Source organism: Pseudomonas sp. FG86, from assembly GCF_057808775.1.
Genome location: NZ_JBMDIS010000016.1, coordinates 95,997 through 114,716, shown reverse-complemented (window position 1 = coordinate 114,716; position 18,720 = coordinate 95,997). Strand labels below are relative to the sequence as shown.

16 protein-coding genes are annotated in these 18,720 nt (G+C 55.7%); 14 read left to right on the top strand and 2 right to left on the bottom strand.

Going from position 1 to position 18,720, the window contains the following annotated elements; translation table 11 throughout:
• Positions 1-251: 251 nt before the first annotated feature.
• Genes ACODSV_RS13480 through ACODSV_RS13470 form a run of 3 tightly spaced genes read left to right on the top strand, consistent with a single transcriptional unit; the run spans position 252 to position 1,983 of the window.
• The gene (locus ACODSV_RS13480; RefSeq protein WP_489045685.1) at positions 252-1,079 is read left to right on the top strand and encodes a PFL_4669 family integrating conjugative element protein; all 828 of its coding nucleotides are present in this window, start codon (positions 252-254) and stop codon (positions 1,077-1,079) included.
• A complete protein-coding gene (locus tag ACODSV_RS13475; RefSeq protein WP_489045683.1) occupies positions 1,076-1,591 on the top strand; it encodes a DUF3158 family protein in 516 nt (171 codons plus the stop codon). The genes ACODSV_RS13480 and ACODSV_RS13475 overlap by 4 nt, the downstream gene beginning before the upstream one ends.
• On the top strand, positions 1,588-1,983 hold the full coding sequence (locus ACODSV_RS13470; RefSeq protein WP_489045681.1) for a single-stranded DNA-binding protein: 396 nt from the start codon (positions 1,588-1,590) through the stop codon (positions 1,981-1,983). The genes ACODSV_RS13475 and ACODSV_RS13470 overlap by 4 nt, the downstream gene beginning before the upstream one ends.
• A gap of 308 nt (positions 1,984-2,291) precedes the next feature.
• Here the strand turns inward: ACODSV_RS13470 and ACODSV_RS13465 are convergent, their stop codons facing one another.
• The gene (locus ACODSV_RS13465; RefSeq protein WP_489045679.1) at positions 2,292-2,489 is read right to left on the bottom strand and encodes a DUF7740 domain-containing protein; all 198 of its coding nucleotides are present in this window, start codon (positions 2,487-2,489) and stop codon (positions 2,292-2,294) included.
• A 524-nt stretch (positions 2,490-3,013) separates the two neighbouring features.
• Between ACODSV_RS13465 and ACODSV_RS13460 the strand changes: the two genes are divergently transcribed.
• Entirely contained in the window at positions 3,014-5,473 is a 2,460-nt protein-coding gene (locus ACODSV_RS13460) for an ATP-binding protein (protein WP_489045677.1), read from the top strand.
• A gap of 63 nt (positions 5,474-5,536) precedes the next feature.
• Here ACODSV_RS13460 and ACODSV_RS13455 read toward each other — a convergent pair whose 3' ends face one another.
• Positions 5,537-8,743: a hypothetical protein gene (locus ACODSV_RS13455; protein ID WP_489045675.1), complete on the bottom strand. Its 3,207-nt coding sequence runs from the start codon at positions 8,741-8,743 to the stop codon at positions 5,537-5,539.
• A gap of 535 nt (positions 8,744-9,278) precedes the next feature.
• On the opposite strand from ACODSV_RS13455, the gene ACODSV_RS13450 reads away from it, so the two are divergent.
• The 10 genes from ACODSV_RS13450 to ACODSV_RS13405 all read left to right on the top strand — a co-directional run bounded on the left by ACODSV_RS13450 (position 9,279) and on the right by ACODSV_RS13405 (position 18,716).
• Positions 9,279-11,294 (top strand): DNA topoisomerase III, encoded by a 2,016-nt coding sequence (locus ACODSV_RS13450; protein ID WP_489045673.1) that lies wholly within the window; start codon positions 9,279-9,281, stop codon positions 11,292-11,294.
• 859 nt (positions 11,295-12,153) lie between these two features.
• Complete coding sequence (locus tag ACODSV_RS13445; RefSeq protein ID WP_489045671.1) at positions 12,154-12,867, top strand: DUF5983 family protein; 714 nt, start codon at positions 12,154-12,156, stop codon at positions 12,865-12,867.
• Between the two features lie 150 nt (positions 12,868-13,017).
• Entirely contained in the window at positions 13,018-13,380 is a 363-nt protein-coding gene (locus ACODSV_RS13440) for a DUF3085 domain-containing protein (RefSeq protein WP_489045669.1), read from the top strand.
• Positions 13,381-13,870: 490 nt separating this feature from the next.
• Positions 13,871-14,419: an STY4534 family ICE replication protein gene (locus ACODSV_RS13435; protein WP_489045667.1), complete on the top strand. Its 549-nt coding sequence runs from the start codon at positions 13,871-13,873 to the stop codon at positions 14,417-14,419.
• Positions 14,420-14,575: 156 nt separating this feature from the next.
• Positions 14,576-14,959 (top strand): hypothetical protein, encoded by a 384-nt coding sequence (locus ACODSV_RS13430; protein ID WP_489045665.1) that lies wholly within the window; start codon positions 14,576-14,578, stop codon positions 14,957-14,959.
• A 303-nt stretch (positions 14,960-15,262) separates the two neighbouring features.
• On the top strand, positions 15,263-16,090 hold the full coding sequence (locus ACODSV_RS13425; protein ID WP_489045663.1) for a DUF932 domain-containing protein: 828 nt from the start codon (positions 15,263-15,265) through the stop codon (positions 16,088-16,090).
• A gap of 241 nt (positions 16,091-16,331) precedes the next feature.
• Positions 16,332-16,637: a hypothetical protein gene (locus tag ACODSV_RS13420; protein WP_489045661.1), complete on the top strand. Its 306-nt coding sequence runs from the start codon at positions 16,332-16,334 to the stop codon at positions 16,635-16,637.
• Between the two features lie 178 nt (positions 16,638-16,815).
• Complete coding sequence (locus ACODSV_RS13415) at positions 16,816-17,061, top strand: plasmid related protein (protein WP_489045691.1); 246 nt, start codon at positions 16,816-16,818, stop codon at positions 17,059-17,061.
• A 408-nt stretch (positions 17,062-17,469) separates the two neighbouring features.
• A complete protein-coding gene (gene pilL2, locus ACODSV_RS13410; protein WP_489045659.1) occupies positions 17,470-18,063 on the top strand; it encodes a PFGI-1 class ICE element type IV pilus protein PilL2 in 594 nt (197 codons plus the stop codon).
• The gene (locus tag ACODSV_RS13405; protein WP_489045657.1) at positions 18,060-18,716 is read left to right on the top strand and encodes a hypothetical protein; all 657 of its coding nucleotides are present in this window, start codon (positions 18,060-18,062) and stop codon (positions 18,714-18,716) included. Before pilL2 ends, ACODSV_RS13405 begins: the two co-directional genes overlap by 4 nt.
• The last annotated feature ends 4 nt before the right edge of the window (positions 18,717-18,720 follow it).

The following is an 18,720-nucleotide window of genomic DNA, read 5'->3' as shown; positions in this document are numbered from 1 at the left end:
GCCTGAAGAGTCCACCGAAGGCCACCGTCGCCTATACCACTGGTATAGTTGAACACACTGCCTTCCGGCAACGGTGGCGGGCAACGGACGCAGAATGCCTCACGCCACCCTCTCATCCGCAGGGAGGTGCAAGATTCCACTGCGGCAGTGCGAATTCACAAACAGGCGTTCATGCGGTGCGGTTTGATGACTGACACCCTTCCGGCCAATGCCGATGCTGGCGACTCGTTTCCTCACCGAGATTCGTCACGATGGCCACCGAACCCGAATCTTCCCTGCAGTTGAACCTTGGGTCACTGCGCAGCGCGATGTCGCTGACGCTGCATACCCATCATGCGTCCCGTATCTGGCATGGACGCGCGCCCTCCGAGGGCAAGCCCGGCATTGTCGGGCTCAACGGTTTTGTCGCCATCATGACCAAGCTCAAACGCGGCTCCGAGCAGGATGATCCGTACTCCGACTGGTGGATGCTGCGCATTGAGGACAAGCTCAGCGTCACCAAAAAACAACTTCAGGCCTTACGCGAACAGATTGATCAGGCGCTGGCCGATGTGCCGGCGGCACTCAGTCTGGGCGAGAACCTCAACGTCCAGCCGGTAAAGCTGCCCCTGTTCGTGGCCTCGCAACTCGGCTTCATGGCGGTCTATCTGCTGGCCGACTACGACGACCTGGCCCGGCGCCTGATCTTGGCGCATCACACCGCTCTGATCGACCGCAGTACCCTGGAACGCTGGCTCAATGAAGGCGCACATACGCTGCGCAGTCTTTTCAGCCTGGCGCAGCAGTACCGCTACTCCGGTACGAAGCGCGATGATTTCGCCGCAAACAACGCCGCGGCGCGTGCCGCCCTGGAGAAATACGGTGAACTGCCGCAGGACGTGCTGGAAGGCACGCGCCGTTCACGCTTTGCACCGCCGCTTCTCCGTCGCCCTGCTCTGGCATCCGCTCCAGGCACGCCGACGGTTTCAGAGGTTGCGCCAGCCGGTGAACCCGACGCGGCTGAGCCAACCGTATCTGCCGAGGGGCCTCTGGGCGACGACTCTTCCGTGTTGTTGGACGGCGAGGACCACCCAGCATGACCGCATCCAACCGTTTCTTGGCACTGGAACAGGCGGACTTCCAGAGGCTGGAACACGCAGGCTACCTAAAAGGCCTTTTAAAGCCTTTTAAAGGTAATGGGGAGCTTGCGACCTGGGCCAGCCAGTGCGAAGCACTGCGGGACGATCTGATCGGACTGGCGCAGCGCAAGGTGCTGGCGCAGGCCCGCAGTCACCCCTTCAACCTCCTTCCCGTGCAACTGGCCCAGCAAACCACCGGCGCAGGCACGACCTTTCTGCGCTGGCGCAACCTTGATCGCTCGCGCATGGGCACTGCTTTGTGGGAAGAGCTGCTTGCCAGCCCCGGCACACCGACATCGCTGATCGACGACCTCTACGCCATCGAGGTGCAGCGCATCGTGCTGAACCTGCAGATCAGCCTCACTCACAGCATCGTCCGCCAAACCTCGGAGTGCACCAGCAAGTTGGCCCATGCCGAGAGGGCTTACCAACGGCGTGTCCACGCCACCAACCCCCAGGAGTCACACTCATGAGCACGCATTTCTACGGCGAGGGCAACATCGGTTCTGCGCCAGAATTCCGGTCCTTCCCCAATGGGAACAACGAACCACGCAGGCTGCTGCGCCTGAACGTCTACTTCGATAACCCCGTGCCGGTGAAGGACGGTTTTGAGGACAGGGGCGGCTTCTGGGCGCCGGTCGAAATGTGGCACCGCGATTCAGAACACTGGGCGACGCTGTACCAGAAAGGCATGCGTGTGTTGGTCGAAGGTCGTGCGGTGAAGGACGACTGGGAGGATGCGGACGAGAACGAACGTGTCACTTTCAAGATCGAAGCCCGTCGCGTTGGCATCCTGCCGTATCGCATCGAGGCCGTTGTACTTGGGGCTAAACCTACGTCCACCGAGCCGGCTGAAAACGTATAGTTCATTCCCCCATGGCTGCATGTTGAGAGGCTGCGGCGGCTGTCAGTTGTTCATCGTGCAGCATGGGTCACTTCAATCTCAGCTTACATACAGGTGTCGCTAAACGGACTGCCCACAGCGAGCATCTGCAGGACTTGGTTACAGGTGGAGCTTGAGTGCATCCGTCGCATCACGCCGTGTATTTCCACCGAGGTCCACTGAGGGCTACCAGCCGAGGCCCATGGCGACGCTCCTGGAAAACCAACCCGATGCCTTGTTCCCAACACATCAGCATGGATCAACGAGATATCCTCTGTTTCCAGTGGCTGTCAGTCGAGATTCTCGGCAATGCGAAATACCAATTCCAGTGGCTTTTCACTATTGGCAATCTGGAACATCATATCTCGCTTGCTCCTGGGCAACGTTTTCGCACAGCGCTTCGCAGCACCACGCACGGCTTCATCCGTGCCATGTATCGTTGCGCATAACAGCAACACCAGGTATGCATCTGTTAACGTCTTCGCCATTACTCGTTCCCACTACACACGCTTATTGCAAGATTGCCACCACCGCAGTGGATCTGCCCTCCTCCTCGATCAGTCATCACACGGTAGTGTGCACTGATGAAGTGAAGCCACAGCTATGGCAACTTCTTCTCGGTTTCACTACGTCACTCAGCCCGCTCGATTGTGATGGTGCCTATAGGTTTTCTGACGTTCCTTTGGCTCACTGCTGGCTGGATAGAGCGATAGCATCAAACGTTATACATTCCATCGTTCACTGTCACGCACAGTCTCCCTGCTGCAAGTCATCTCCTCACTCACGCGAAATACGGGCTTACACCGGTTCGATTAGGTTTTCGACAAGGCCGACCATCCCCGGCATCAATGACCTCATATCCAGCCGCTCCCAGTCGAAAACCATTTGCCTCACCAGTTACGTCATCAGCAGCGATGCCACGTCCGAAACTGATTAGCCAGCCGAGGACCATGTTTTCGAGGATTGCATTCAGCGAACAACGTGTCTTGACCTCACATTGAAAGGAGGACTTATGCGACTGCCATTTGAGCTCGATCCGCAGATCATTCATCACATTATCTACAGTCAGGCCGGCTCCATCGGTAAAGCGATCATCGAGTTGCTGATGAACTCTGTCGACGCTAAAGCCAGCACCGTATGCCTTTCACTGACGCGTAACGGCTTCACATGCAGCGATGACGGTCAAGGGTTTACCAGCAAGACTGACGTGGTCCGATACTTCGGTCGATTTGGAACCCCGCACGATGAAGGTGACGTGACCTATGGCCGTTTTCGTCTCGGACGCGGTCAGATCATGGCTCATGCAACGACAGTCTGGCATTCCAACACCTGGATGATGACCGTCGATACTCGTGCAATGGGCTATCACTATGATCTTGAGGAGCAGCAGGTCCACCTGCAGGGCTGCGCTATCTCTGGAAATTGGTACGAAGTGTTGAGCGATGCCGAACTCATGTCGGCGATTCAGGAGGTTCGTGACCTGGTGCGCTACACGCCTGTCATCGTCGAACTGAATGGTCACTGCATCACCCGCGAACCACGCACCGAACAGTGGGATTTCGAGGATGAGTTTGCGTGGTATCGCGTGAAAGTGGATGGGGCCGTGTCCATCTACAATCAGGGTGTACTCGTGCGTCACGATCCCGCTCACATGTGGGGAGCGGGTGGTCTTATCGTTTCCAAAAAAGCGATTAGCCTGAACGTATCTCGCACTGAAATCCTGCGCAAGACCTGCCCAGCGTGGAAATCAATCGCCAAACAATTCGGTCTGATGGCTGATCAAATGGCCTCCCGCCTGGGTGAGCATCGCAAGACCGAGGCCCGCCGTGAAAAGTCCGCCAGGGCCCTACTTTCGGGCGACGCGAACATTGTCCAAATCTACTCAAGTGAGGAAGTCGTCACACTGCTGCCAGGCAAGCGACATATAACGCTGGGGGACTTCCTGCGCAAATGCCGTTATAGCCACAACAAACAGCAGGGAGGTCGGTTTGCGGTCGTGGAAAATGCCTTCGACGTACCCAAGGGCGAGGCCATCGCACGGGAAGGAATCGCCGTGATTGTTCACCCTCACACACTGGACCGCTTCGGCTGCTACAACGCACAGGATTTCCTGGACAGCATCACTCGGATCATTGCCAATCTGCACCACTATGTGACTCAAAACGGCACACGGTTCTGGGGCTTGAATGGTCTTCACACACCGGTGTTGATCGCCTTCTCAACCCTACGCGATGCGTTCATCGATAGAACCAGTATCGTGACCGAGAAAGACGCACTTGATCGCGAAACGCGGCGTGCATGGATCGCTTTACGTTGGTGCCTGCATCACTACGCAGCATTATGCACCGGTGGCCAACCTTCGTATGGGGGCCGTGCGCATGACGGCAAAGCGTTCCACATCCTTCTTGGTAAATCTAATATTGCTGAGGCCTGGACCGACGGCAACAACTATATCGCGGTCGACGCCACTATCGTGCGACGGCTCAAATCCAGTCCTATTAGAACCGCAGCCTATATCTTTACCCTCGTCGAGCATGAGGTCGCCCACCAAGGAGACAGCCTCGATTGCGCCCACGACGAAGCATTCTATCAGCGCTTCCATGACTTGGCCCTGCGTCATAGCGAGCAGCGGCAACGCTATATGCATATGTGGCTGATGAAGTACACCATGAGCATTGAGGGCGACGGGAAACGCGCACGCGGAGAGGCTTGGCGGGAACGCTATCTGGTCGACCGTGCTGGCAGTGGCCGAGAGAAACGCGATCTCCCGCCGGCCATTGAGGACGTCAGCAATGACCCTGTTATCGTCGGTTCAGTTCCTGACGAAAATATGGCTTTCATCGAAAGGCAGAACATCCTTTTGGGCGGAGCTGGCACCTGCCTTCCTGCACCTGACTGGCCGGATATCCTGGCACGCGCCGAAGCCGATCAGAAGCTCATCGCGGGGCAACTTCGCGCTGAATCGAAACGGGGTGCAGCAACGCAGATCCAAATCAACGAGGAAGCCGCATATTGGGCTGAAATGGAGCAATCTGACCAGGTTCAGCTTGATAGCGAAAATGCCGCGCGGCGACGCTTTTCAGCTCTGTTCGATGTGCCGTTCGATGAGATTCACCCAGACGCACTGTGCTATCTGATGCACGAGGGACTGACCGACGAGCAGCTCCACTTCATGTGGGCCGCGAAACCTTGGGAACAGGACCAGTATGATGGATACGAGGGCGATTTCGAAAACTATGGGCTCGACAATGTCGAGCCGGACGACGAGCGTCAAAGGGGATCATCCACCAATGCTGTGACCGGTTTTTCCACAGATATCCAGGCCTTGATCCATCCCGGCGAAACCGCATGGACGCTGGAGCGCAATGCGGCCGCCGCTGGTTTTCTTCATGTTGATGACTACCTGAAATGGCGCGCTGGAATGAGCGGAACGGTCTCAACTGGGCTATTCACCAGAGCCTATAGGCCGTGATTTCATTGCACCTCAATCACTCTCAGAACAGCTTTGCAGGCTTCCACTTTCCTTAGCAACTACCTATGAGACCTCTAAATATTGATGTGATAATTCACTGGCCTGCAGGAGGGGTTCACCTTGCCAGATCACATACAAAGTATTGACCTTATTCTGGCCTTGCTCATAGGCCTCAAATGGGACATCCCACCGGACTGGTTGCGCGTGTCGTGACGATCCTCCCGCACGTGTATCCCAATAGCGATGAAGCGGATGTGCCGGTGAAGATCGACTCACGAAACGGGTAATGATGTCTTTTTCTACTGTTTGATGATTCGACAACAAATGCATGCCAGCATCCGTGGGGAAAGCCACACACGCTAAACCGTTATCTACAGCGATCTGGATCGCTACCTGAAAAAACGCATCGACCATTGAAGAAACCGAGTAGCTCGCCATCGCCTCGATCGTGGGATTTATCGCTCGGATTACTAAGCTCGGTACATCGGGGTTTATCCTTGACAGCACTTCCACATAAAGCATGGCCATACCGACGATGCACTTGCCTGCCGGATCAAAAACCACCAGATGTGAATGTCGTGATTCACGCCACATTTCGGTGTTGTGACGCGTACAAAGCTTGGCAGTTTCTTTGGCAAAGAAAGCTGCAGGGTGTTTTGTGACAACAGCCGAGACAGATGTGATCTTCTCTTCTTCCTCCCTGTCGCGCCTGAACTTCGCCAGCTCTCGTTTGGCCCATTTTCCGTAAACAGCGACCACCCGCGTGCGCGTGTTTATCAGTGCCACGCGGAGTTGGGTATGACCGTCTGCTCCCGATGTCCGAGCAGCCTCTCTATCCAGACGTGCTGCCAGGAGTGCTGCCTCCTCTTTAGTAAACCTTCGAGGCAACTGATCAAGAACTGCGTCCAACGCATCAGGCAAGGATGTCTCAAAAAGTGTCTGCAAGTTCTTCACATACTGGTAAGCCAGGAAGCTTTCCTCATCAACTTGTAAGAGATCTTCGAAACCTTTGCTTCGCCATTCGGCGACCACTGAATCCTCCCCCGCAACGGCCAATAGCACTCCCAAGTGGTGCACTAAGGTAGTGATATCCGCAGAGGGCTCGGTCAAGCGTTTGGAAAGGAGTGGTTTATAGAGGAGTGCTTGACCATCATTGCGGCGCGAGGAGATCAATTCCGCATACTTTCCGGCACTCACAAGTGCACGCAAACCCCGACGATCCAAGAGCCCGGCTATCTGCCAGTGCACCTGATGCCACGCCATGGGGTAGTAACCGCGCAAAGAAAGGTGTGCGATATCCTGTTCATGGCCAACCAGGCTTGGCCAAGTGGATGTCACCGTGTGCGCCGTTGTCCGGTACACAAGGGCAATCGCGTCGGCTTCCGGCTCACTCAAAGTACTGTTCGTTGGTCCGCGCCCCTCCAGCAAATCGTTGAGTATTGGAGACAAGAGATTCAACTGTGCGGTTAGCTCTGCGGGACCGCTCCATGCGGCCTTGAGCAGACTGCCCAATAGGATACCGCCCGTACGCTGCAGTAACGAAGGCAAAGCCGATTGGAGGGTCTCGCTCTCCTGCAGAAGGGTATTTTTCTGCGTGCATCTGTAGGAAGCTTTCGTCGCTTCGTCTGCATCGTAGGGGAATCTTCCGATAATACCGACGATCCGCTCATGCAGCGCGTCGGCTACACAGCTTTGATTCCCCTCCAAAAGATTAAAGCTCTTTCGTGCGAATGCATCGTCGAGGATTATTATGTCTAACGCGCCATATTCTCCTCGCGCACGATATCCCTGAATACCTTTAGCATCTTTGGAGTACCAATCGCGAATCGCCTTCAGCGTCAACAGCCCTTGATGTTCTACCAGATAACGCAGCAGTGCAGGCCCGAGTGGGCTCAGCTTGACGGCCTGTTGGAGTGAACTCATATCCACCATGTCTATCGCTGCTATCAGATACTCGAAGGAACTGTAATATCCACCTTTCCCGGCAAGCAGTACCCAGTCAATAATTTCCTCAGTCGGCACTTTATGGCCACGATCACCAACGATAGTCAGCATCCGCTTAAGCGATGCTGTTCCAACAACGCTATAGCATCTCTGGAACGCCATTACTGAGGCCGCATCACCGAAACCATGCGCTGACAAAATGCCTAGGAATTCAGGTAGATCGTTCCCGCTGTCCAGATACTTCTCGCATTGGGCAATCTGCGCAACCGTCAACCCATGCTTGGCGGAGGCCAACAAATACATTTCCTTTACCGGAGGTTGACTGCCCTCGTGGCGCGCGATGGCCAGCAACATCGATTGGCAACTGGCAAGCCCAGGCACGTCGGCGCCAAGATCCCTCAACGCAAGAACCATCTCAGATGACACGCTGCGATACGCCTCCAGCGACTGATTGAACTGGCTCACGTCTTCTGCGCGCTTTACCCCGACCGTCTGCGTCAGGAACAACCACCGCTCGGCGGAGGATCGCCAGAGCAACTCACCCGATGCAGCGAACACAGTTGAGACATCATCGATACCGGCATCACGCAAGACCTGCACAGTGGCTTCGAGACCCGCAGGGTCAAAATAATCGATGTTGTACTTGTAAATCGCCGCGACCAATCGGCGTGAAACACCATTCGCCAATAACAAGCGAATCATTAATCTCGCTTTACAAAAATCAGTATTTCCAAGCGTAGGCTGATAGGAATCGCGCTTGCGCCCTGCGATCCACTGCATTTCCTCCGGAGCTTGTATCACCTCCTCTTCCACCAGGATCTGAATCAACCCACCATCGACTCCAAAACCTTTCGGCATCAGGAACTTCATGATGTCCGCTACTGTACGCAACCCCAGCTGCGTTCCAGCGTTGACCAAACCGACATCCAGATGCTGGATCCTCCGCAGATCATCGCCCAGTAGTGTCACGTCGTAATGCCGTATGACATGGTCAAACGTTGCGCTGTAATGCCATTGGCTCGTTTGCCCAGGAAATGATGGTCGAATGAAGTGCTCGAAGAGATACTTACGGCCTTCAAAGCGCTTTACCATGCCAAGCAGACGGCGAGCACGATAGACACTGAAACGATCTGGCAGAAATATGAGGCCTATATTGGTCGCCATATCCCACTTTGTCGGTACAAGATGAAACTGGGAAGATATGCCTAAGGCTTTGCGAACATGATGTTCTAGCTCGGGATTCTCACGCAGCATTTTACAGCCATAGAAGCACAGATGACTCTGATAGGCGGCGATGTGAGCGCGCAGGCCAGCAATGGGGTTCAAGGGCTCATGATTCCACCCTTGTCTCTCATTATCTTTCTTCGGATCGCATACCTTAAGTATGGTGTCCCGAAAAGCTCGATAGCCTAGGTCGTGGTTTATTTCATTCAACGATATCCCCTCCACTTTCACCTCATGCTTCCGGCCTTGATGTGAAATTTTCCATCTTTGATGTCAGAACAGAGTTGGTGGGCTACGGGCCCACAAGGCTGGTTGTATAGCGCTAAAAGTATGCGCCGGTGCCGATTGTCTGGCATCAAGCAAGATGATGGCAAATCACCACCATCTCAAGCAATTACGCTTTTTACCGCCAAAGGTGCTAGAGGTAACGCAGCATCTGGGTCTACATCTCTCGAGCATGGTTGCCGCCGCGGCTGAACAGTGATGCCATCTCTCTCGAGGTTTCATCTCCGCAGCGCGGTTTTTTCGATTAACAAGCCGGTGTGTATTAAGTTCCTCTTCTTTGCTGCCTGACCCTATCCCGGCGGACAGGCTGGTGTTCATTCAACGGACACCACGCTTTTTCCCCGGAGGCTGCATGCGCGTGTATCTGTGCGAAAAGCCGTCTCAAGGCAAAGACATCGCTCGTGTACTGGGCGCCAAACAACGCGGCTCGGGATGCTACAGCGGTCTGGGTATCGTCGTGACCTGGTGCATCGGACATCTTGTCGAGGCGATCCCGCCTGAGGGTTACGGCGAGCAATACAAGCACTGGTCCATCGAACAGCTTCCGATCATTCCCGAGCATTGGCGAGTCGAGGTCAAGACCAAGACCGCTGCGCAATTCAAGATCGTAAAACAGTGGATCGGCCAGGCCAGTGATCTGGTGATCGCAACCGACGCGGACCGTGAGGGCGAGATGATCGCCCGTGAGATTCTCGACCTGTGTGGTTATCGCGGCACGGTACAGCGTCTTTGGCTGTCAGCACTGAACGATGCCTCGATCCGTAAAGCCCTTGCCGCGCTTAGGCCTTCGAGTGAAACGCTGCCGATGTACTACTCGGCGCTGGCTCGTTCTCGCGCCGACTGGTTGATCGGCATGAACCTTAGTCGGTTGTTCACGTTGCTTGGCCGACAAGCAGGTTACCAGGGCGTTCTGTCGGTCGGCCGTGTACAGACGCCGACATTGCGCTTGGTGGTAGACCGCGATCGCGAGATTGCTCAATTTGTCTCGGTTCCGTATTGGACTGTCGACGTGATGCTATCCCATGCTGGCCACCCCTTCACCGCGAATTGGGTGCCACCCGCTAACACCACGGATGCAGCGGGACGGTGTCTACAGCAACCAATTGCGCAACACGCGGCAGATCTAATTCGGACGAGCCCTAAGGCGCAGTTGCTGACGGTTGAGACCGAGCGCGTACGCGAAGCCGCACCGCTACCGTTTGATCTGGGCACGTTGCAGGAAGTGTGCTCGCGCCAGTTAGGTCTCGACGTGCAGGAAACACTGGACATCACTCAATCACTATACGAGACCCACAAGGCTACTACCTATCCTCGCACGGATTCGGGTTATCTTCCTGAGAGCATGCTGGCCGATGTACCTGCAGTGCTGGATGCCTTACTCGCAACCGACCCAACCCTACACGCCTTGATCGGACAGATTGATCGAACCCAACGCTCACGTGCGTGGAATGACAGCAAAATAACCGCGCACCACGGAATCATCCCTACGCTGGAGCCGATCAAACTGTCGGCCATGACGGAGAAAGAGCAGGCCGTATATGGCCTGATACGAGCCAACTATCTCGCACAGTTCATGCCCCTCCACGAGTTCGACCGAACGACTGCTACATTTTCGGCAAACGACCAGGCACTGAGAGCCACTGGCAAGCAGGTAATAATCCTTGGATGGCGCCTTGCGCTGATCAACAGCGGTCCAGAGTTTACGGACGATGAACCTGCCCAGCGCAGCCAGACTTTGCCACCTCTCTCAATTGGTACGCACGGCCGCGTTGGGCATGTGGATCTGAAGGCGCTAAAGACATTACCGCCGAAGCCTTTAACCCAGGGCGAGTTGGTCAAAGCGATGAAGACCGTCGCCAAACTGATTACCGACCCACGCCTAAAACAGAAGCTCAGGGACACCACTGGTATCGGCACCGAGGCGACTCGTGCAGGCATCATCAACGGTTTACTCGACCGTGGTTATCTGATGAAAAAGGGTCGCGCTATCCGCGCATCGGAGGCCGCCTTCACACTGATCGATACGGTCCCTGCGGCGATTGCCGATCCCGGCACAACGGCAATCTGGGAACAGACGCTGGACATGATTGAGGCCGGCCAAATGACGCTGGAAACTTTCATTGAGAAGCAGGCAGCCTGGGTGACCCAACTCATTAAACAGCATCGCAGCCAAACACTTTCCATCAAACTGCCGCCTGCGCCTGCCTGTCCATTGTGTGGCGCATCGATGCGCCAGCGTACCGGCAAAAACGGCGCCTTCTGGTCATGCACACGCTACCCTGATTGCAAAAGCACGCTGCCAGTCGAGGCTTCGTCAAGTAAACGCTCACAACCGAGTAAACGGCGCGCCTCACCCAAGGTGTCCTGACCTCCGTCCGGATAGCCACTTTCCTGTAGTAAAGCAACCGCCCCGCGTCTGCGGGCGACCCAAGCGCACGTTCCCTTCTGCAACGGTGCGCACGTCCCTGCCTAGCTTTGCGGCCACGGGGGCGTGAAGGCAATTTTCTCCAAGAGTTGCGCTCCCAGGCATTCCCTTGATCGACCCTCTTCCGTTCATCACGAGAGGTCTCCTGACCGCTTGCAGACCTTGTATAGCGCTACGAGCTGCCAGGAGACCTCTCAGGTCGACGGTATTCGGCACCGGTGCCCACCGGTGAAACAACGGGTTCCCTTTGTGCGCGGATGTGTGCCAGAGGTTTCCGGCCCCAGCCACGACACGGGCCGGGTGTGAATGCTGATGCAAAAAAGGCTCTGACGACAGCCTGAATCCTGCTTCAGCCCACAGGTGGTTCTCTTCTTCTACAGCCAAAGGCCCTAGGGCCTTTGGCGTATTGGTCTTTGCCTCGTTCCCTATACACCCGCCACACCACAACCACCCAGACATTACAGACCAAGGAGAGCGTCCATGAACACCATAGCGCTACCACTCCAGTACGAAAGCCTATGACTTATTGAGGCCTACAGCGGGTTCGGATTATTCCGCGACAAGCCCTCACCGCTCTTCGAAGCTAAGTCCATATGTTGCTGATGTTGTCAGCGTCATACCCAGGCAGCTCCGGTCTTCAAGGCTGCGATGCGGTTCGCCGCACTGACCGAACCAGTCCGCTTCGCATCGCATCGCCTGTGCGGACGCCGCCACGAGATGGCGTCGATGCTCTCATTTCAACCCACGGGAAGCAGCCATATCCCGTCGGGGTGTGGCGTGTCTTCCTCTCAAGGAGAACGTCATGTCCCCTCATCCAAACCCCTTCATCCGTGGATATCAGAACCTACGTATCGTTCGCACCCTTTGCATCAGCTACGAGAACGGTTGCTCACCAGTATGGCGGCCGCTCCACGCCAGCCAGTTACACCTGACTGATGATCAAGTCGCTCAATTCTCCTGCATCTTTTGCGGCGACTTCGCCTTGATCATTGAAGGTCAACAGATCAGCGATGAACTCGATGATCAGTGCAAAACCGAAGGCATTGTCATTACCGTGATCTATGCCATTTTGAGCGACGATATGGGACAGCCCGTCCATGTCGGTGACCACTATTCAGAAGAGGATGCACACAAGGTCATCCGCCGACTGGCGTTCGAAACCGGTTTTTACAGCCGATGCTGGGAAATCAGTTCGAGCCACATCACCGAAGCGGCTATGAGCTACCTCGGTGCACTGGCTGACGTCGCCACACCATCAGGTCTGATGATGGAAGCGTTTCGCATGCCAGACAGCCCCGTTGTAGGCGTCAAACTCTTCTCTACTCCTTGGACCGACGACAACCTGAGGGTAGTCGATGGCTCAGACTCGGAAATGTTACGACGCCAACATCAGGTGGCAGGTGTTCCCGAGTCTTTGGAGCATGTACTGCATCTTGCAGCGCAGGCCGACACGCGCTTTCTGTTGTTCGATCCCGACGCCCCGTTACTCGACGATCTGCCGCAATTTGAAGAGTAATCGATCGAGCAGACATGTCATGCCCAATGCCTTCCCCGGTATGGCTTGATGGCTCTCCATCTTCTTAAGCGTCTTTCACGTTTTCTCTTAACCCGACAAGGGCAAGCACCCTGTCGGGGCGCCTGCTCGCATCAATCAGAGGTATTCATCATGCTGCGATTTGTAGGTAATGATCTTCGCTTGGTATTGGCTGAAGCGAAGGCCAACCGCTGCCGTGTCATTTTGGTCAAGGACCATGGGGTTTACATCATGTCCGAGATTGGCGTTTCGAATGAGCAGGGTCAGCGAACACTGCTCGCTTACACGGTCGGTTGTAACCCAGATAAGGACGACTTTGATCAATGGTGGGAGCTCGCTCGCTCCGAATTTGGTGGTGATGATTTCGGAGAATATCTCGACATCAATGACCCGCTGCTTTCTGGTTTGCTGGAAAGTAGCAATGACCTTGTTGTCCGCGCCACCAACACACATCTGTATCTTGAAGCAGTAAAACCACTATTGGACACAAACTAGATCGATCAGTGGAAGCACTCATCCAAGCCTCCTCTCTGGAGGCTTTCTTTTGCGCAGGGCCTGCGCCAATCGACCACATACGCGGTGTTCACCCATAGATCTTACGGTCATCCACCATCAATGCCAGCGCCAATGGGCGGGTGGAAACGCCAGAAAACTTAAGCGCGTCACCCTCTTCACCGCTCACACATCAGTGGAATAGGGTATGCCCTATGTGCCGATTCCTGGTCGCAGACAGCCTGCCTACGTGCCACGCTGCCACCATGCTCTGCTGACTTCCCGTCAGCGACATGCCCAGGTAGCCAAGATCCTCAAGGCTACGACGCGATTGTTAACGCGTTGATCACCCCAGCTCGCACCGGCATCCAAGCGCGAGCGACCATCGATTTCGATGGCGATGCCATGATCCTGTTCATCAACCCACGCGGGGGTTCCACACCTCCCGTCAGGGTCGGATGTGTCTCCGCATCTTTTCTTTAGGAGATTCACCATGACAACTTCCAACGATAAATCTTTCTTCGACCTTCACATCACCGGTCTCGGTTACCTCAACCGTATCCGCGAGGTAACACCCAAGAAAGGCGATGGATTTCTAGCCTGCGATATTGCTGCACTCAATGGTCCCAGCGATAACGTCTCGTATGTGCGCTTCGACACGCGTGTCTCAGGCTCCGAAGCGCAAAACCTCGTTCGTCGCTGCATCGAAGCCGTCGAGGCTGAGAAGAAAGTGGTGATCGGCTTTCGCCTTGGTGATTTATGGACCGACACCTTCACCTATTCCAAGGGGAAACGTGCCGGCGAACAGGGCGTGAGTCTGAAAGCCCGCCTGCTGTTTATCAATTGGATCAAGGTTGACGGCAAGCTCGTCTACAAGGCAGAGCCGAAGGCAACCGATGGCGATAACCGCGACACGCAAGCTCCCGAAGTTGCTGAATCGTCTTCGCCGGAGATTCAAGATCAGGTCGCTCCCAGGGAGACCGTCGATGCTGCCGCTGCTGATGCAGAATCTCCCGCACTGGCCGTTGCCGAATCGTTCTGATCCACAAGGCCCCACTCCAGAGGCCTTGCTTTGAGCCACTGACCCAGGACTGGCACTTCACCGCTGCCTGACCACGTCGCATCGCGACATTCTACCACCCGCCGGGGTTCCACCCCGTCGGGGAAGGCTCCGGCTTCATTTTTCAAGGAGACCCTCATGGGCTGGTTTTTCTCACGGCAATCCCGCCACGACCTGATTCAAGAACTGATCTCGCCGTGCGACAACGAGCAACTTCGCGCCGAGGTCATCGCCCACACACTACGCGGCAATGTGCTGTGGTCGGTGGTTCGAATTCTCGCCAAGTCCGCTGACTTCAAATCGGGGATTTCTATCGGTGAATCCTACTGCTATATCCGTTGCGACCTGTTGCACCGTTCTGGTGATCAATGGGGCTACAAACCGCTGGATGAGTCAATGCATCCGTATTACTACACATGCCCTTTGTCCTATCTGGATATGGCACCCGAGCAATCTAAAGAGTGGCGCGAAGGCGTGCGTACCTATCACGCACGTCGCCGCTCACCGGCCATTCTGGCCTGATAAATGTTCGAACCTGGCGTCAGCGAAACAGGCCATACAGGCGCTGACGTATCGGCGACATTATCTGATCGAGGTACCACCTCGGACTCACGCGAATTCATAACCCGCGACCTTCGTTTACCGCCCCATTAGCGGGCTATCGCACCGATGGCGCATCCATCTGCATCGGCATTGCCGACATGCAAATGGCCCCCTCGCCCATCGCCGTTCAACCCCAACCCCGGGGACTTTTGTCCTATGCATTCGTACTCGCCTGGCCCCTCGCCAGTCGTTGCCGACTGCTTAATTCTCAAGGAGTTTGCCATGCAACTTGCATCTCGTTTTGCATCACATTCCCCGATGCTGCGTGCTGATCATCCGCTCTCCGATGATCAGATCCGAGCAATCGCCCCTTCAATCTTCGCGGAAACACCGCATGAAAGTCGTTCTGAACGGTACAGCTATATACCGACAGCCTCCGTACTTGCCGAACTGCGCAGAGAAGGGTTCTCGCCCTTCATGGTGTGTCAGACCCGAGTGCGTCAGGAGGACCGTCGCGAGTACACGAAACACATGATCCGCCTTCGTCATGCCAGCCAGATCAATGGCGCGGAAGCGAATGAAATCATTCTCTTGAACTCGCACGACGGTACCAGCAGTTATCAAATGTTGGCGGGCATGTTTCGATTTATCTGCGAGAACGGCCTGGTATATGGCGAAACCTTCAACGATGTGCGTGTACATCACAAGGGTAACGTCAGTGAACAAGTTATCGAAGGCGCTTATGAGGTTCTGCGCGGTTTCGAACAAGTGCAGAACACCCGTGAAGCAATGCGGGCTATCACACTCGACGATGGCGAGGCGGAGGTTTTCGCCCGTTCGGCCTTGATGCTCAAGTACGACAGCCAGGACAAGGTGCTGCCGATTACTGAGCGACAAGTACTGATGCCGCGCCGCTTCGATGACAAGCGTTCAGACCTGTGGTCGACGTTCAACCGGGTGCAGGAAAATCTCATCAAGGGAGGACTGTCTGGTCGTACCACTAATGGTCGCCATCAGCGTACCAAGCCCGTTCAGGGGATCGACCAATCAGTTCGTCTCAATCGGGCGTTGTGGTTACTGGCAGATGGTCTTCGGCAACTGAAAGCCTGATCAGCGCGGCTCATAGCCATCTCGGGTATGGGCCGTAGCTATCACACCGCGTTCTGGTGATGCGTTTTCCAACCCTCAAGAGGTGGTATCAGCCTCGCCGAGCGGAACTCCACAACCTAGGTCGAGGAGTTGGTCATCCGCTGATCATTGTTTACAGACGGCTCGCCGTCGTTATCCACCTATCGGGGTTTCGTCACCCCACTTGGGTGCTGTGGCCCCATCCACTATGAAGGAGAAATCCATGGCATCCCGTATCACTCATAACCACAGTCGTGGAGTGTTGTTCTCGATCGGAGCATTGATTTTCAGTGAGGGTATTGACCGGCTGATGCGTGAAGGCCGGCTCGACCCGATCCCGTTTTTCCAGCGTCATACGCGCGGCGATTGGGGTGATGTCTCAGATCACAAGTGGCAAGAAAACAATGCCGCTCTGAAATCCAGTTCGCGCCTCGAATCGCTCTACATGGTCACCCGGGAGCTGAGCATCTGCGTCTACACCGAGGCGGACCGTAGCGCCACTCATGTCCTGCTGCCAACCGAATACTGACCGAAGCGACAAACGTATCGGCTGTAAGCAGTTGTCTTCGCTCTTTCCAACCACTGGGGCTCAGTCACCCGGTGGGGTGCCGTAGCCCCATCATTCTCCAGGAGCTATCACCATGGCACACGCAGCACTCTTCATCAGCGTTATCGCCCCATCTCGGTTTCCGACCGGGCTTCTAGTCATGACCGCCGGGGTTGAGGAACTGGTCCACCAGGGTCGGTTCAACCCCAATTCGTACCTGCGTCGCCATCTCAGTGGCGACTGGGGCGATCTGGACGACAGTGATCGGCAGCAGAACGACGCCGCGCTGCAGTCCGGTGAGGATCGGCTGTTCTCGTCCTACCAGGTCGCGCCAGAGCTGAAACTCTGGATCATCACTGAATGGGATCGCAGCGTCACCACGCTGTTGCTTCCGTCGGAGTACTGATTCTCCAACGTCTGTGCGCCGTCTTCTCTTCCCACCACAATGGCATGTCAGCGCCCCGCAGGGGTTGATAAATATGCATCCCAAGCCATCGGGCAGCGCTAAAAATTGATGTCATAGAGTACAACGGGAAGTGTATCCGCCTCAGAGTTCGACGTTCTCAACCGGATCGACGACTTGGATTAGGTAGCCCTGACACGACAATTGGCACAGTGATGTATTGGTGTTTTTGACGGTCCCTTTGGGGCCGTTTTTTATGGACGATCCTCCCCAGCGGATGGCATCACTTCGCGCGTCCTAACGAAAGACTGCGTCGGCCGAAACGCGGTCGAACGTCCATTCGGTTTGTCGGCTGTCTTGCCCCACGTAACAGGCCATGGTGTTGCTTCACGATTTCGTGGGGATCGACAGATGCCATTGCCCTTGCAAACTTTTCGCGGCGCTCTGCCCTTAACCTTAATAGTCTGTATTGGTTTCCTTACGGGCTGCGCAACGACGCCTTCGCCTCAGCCGTTTCAGCCTGTGGTGTCGGGATCGCCCCCCACAGTTACCGCTAGCGCGGAAAACGAGTACGTGCCCGTTGCACGATATGGACGCTACACCCTGATCGAACTGGTACCAGAGTTCTCTCAGCGCGATCTGCTCCAACAAGTCATTGAGATCTCGATTCCGCCCACGCTTGATGCAAGCGTAGGCGATGCCATGCACCACGTGCTCCTTCGATCAGGCTATCGACTCTGCGATAACGCAACGGCCAAAGCACTCTATAACCTACCGCTGCCTGCGGCACATCTGCACTTAGGTCCACTCATCCTGCGTGACGCCTTGCTCACTCTGGCTGGCCCGGCATGGGATCTGTCCATCGACGACGCAGCGCGGCAGGTGTGCTTTACCCGTCATCCAACATCCGCATCACCTCTTCCGGACTCCACGAACACCGCAGGAGCCATATCGCCCACCACTGCCGAGAGGTCCTTCGCCCCCTCTGAAGAGGCCCGATCATGACAGTTATCCAAACCTCGGCCGGACAGGCTGGTCGTATCCGCTGGCTGAAAATCACTACGGCATTTTGGCTACTGCTCATCAGCGCGGTGGCGATCATCAATAGTGTAGGTCTGTCACGTCTCGCTGAAGAAGCTCAAACCAGCGCTCGCGATGGCCAGGTCAAAGCACTGACAGCGCGCGTGGCCGACCTGGAGCAGAAAGTCGATGCCGTCAGTCATCAGCCCAGGCCGATCACTCAGACAGACTTCGATCTCGCTCAGCAAGCGCTTGAGCAACGGTTGTTACACGTTGAACAAGCACGCAACGACGCAGATCACACCAACGCGTTGCAAGCATTACTGGTGCGGCTCGGGGAGGTGGAAAACCGCCTGGATAAAGCGAACCAGCTTGTCTCACCAGCGCCGGATGTTCGACGGCATGCACCCATTGTGCATCAGCCTAAAACAGCGAGACCGCCGTTCCGCCTGATGGGGGTAGAACTGCGTGGCGGGGAGCGGTTTCTGTCTGTTGCGTCGACGGTTTCTTCGACCCTCGCAGACATTCGCCTGTTGCGCCTGGGCGATATCGAGGATGGCTGGCAACTGGAATCCATCGATGTACATGACGCCGTGTTCCGTGTGAACGGACAGATCCGGCGCGTTGCGGTGCCGTAGGAGA

Bases quoted from the DNA above. Each gene is read 5' to 3' on its own strand.
- ACODSV_RS13480 (WP_489045685.1), top strand. From the start codon at position 252: ATGGCCACCGAACCCGAATCTTCCCTGCAGTTGAACCTTGGGTCACTG.
- ACODSV_RS13420 (WP_489045661.1), top strand. From the start codon at position 16,332: ATGGCATCCCGTATCACTCATAACCACAGTCGTGGAGTGTTGTTCTCG.
- ACODSV_RS13405 (WP_489045657.1), top strand. From the start codon at position 18,060: ATGACAGTTATCCAAACCTCGGCCGGACAGGCTGGTCGTATCCGCTGG.
- pilL2 (WP_489045659.1), top strand. From the start codon at position 17,470: ATGCCATTGCCCTTGCAAACTTTTCGCGGCGCTCTGCCCTTAACCTTA.
- ACODSV_RS13425 (WP_489045663.1), top strand. From the start codon at position 15,263: ATGCAACTTGCATCTCGTTTTGCATCACATTCCCCGATGCTGCGTGCT.
- ACODSV_RS13475 (WP_489045683.1), top strand. From the start codon at position 1,076: ATGACCGCATCCAACCGTTTCTTGGCACTGGAACAGGCGGACTTCCAG.
- ACODSV_RS13430 (WP_489045665.1), top strand. From the start codon at position 14,576: ATGGGCTGGTTTTTCTCACGGCAATCCCGCCACGACCTGATTCAAGAA.
- ACODSV_RS13415 (WP_489045691.1), top strand. From the start codon at position 16,816: ATGACCGCCGGGGTTGAGGAACTGGTCCACCAGGGTCGGTTCAACCCC.
- ACODSV_RS13440 (WP_489045669.1), top strand. From the start codon at position 13,018: ATGCTGCGATTTGTAGGTAATGATCTTCGCTTGGTATTGGCTGAAGCG.
- ACODSV_RS13465 (WP_489045679.1), bottom strand. From the start codon at position 2,489: ATGGCGAAGACGTTAACAGATGCATACCTGGTGTTGCTGTTATGCGCA.
- ACODSV_RS13470 (WP_489045681.1), top strand. From the start codon at position 1,588: ATGAGCACGCATTTCTACGGCGAGGGCAACATCGGTTCTGCGCCAGAA.
- ACODSV_RS13445 (WP_489045671.1), top strand. From the start codon at position 12,154: ATGTCCCCTCATCCAAACCCCTTCATCCGTGGATATCAGAACCTACGT.
- ACODSV_RS13450 (WP_489045673.1), top strand. From the start codon at position 9,279: ATGCGCGTGTATCTGTGCGAAAAGCCGTCTCAAGGCAAAGACATCGCT.
- ACODSV_RS13460 (WP_489045677.1), top strand. From the start codon at position 3,014: ATGCGACTGCCATTTGAGCTCGATCCGCAGATCATTCATCACATTATC.
- ACODSV_RS13435 (WP_489045667.1), top strand. From the start codon at position 13,871: ATGACAACTTCCAACGATAAATCTTTCTTCGACCTTCACATCACCGGT.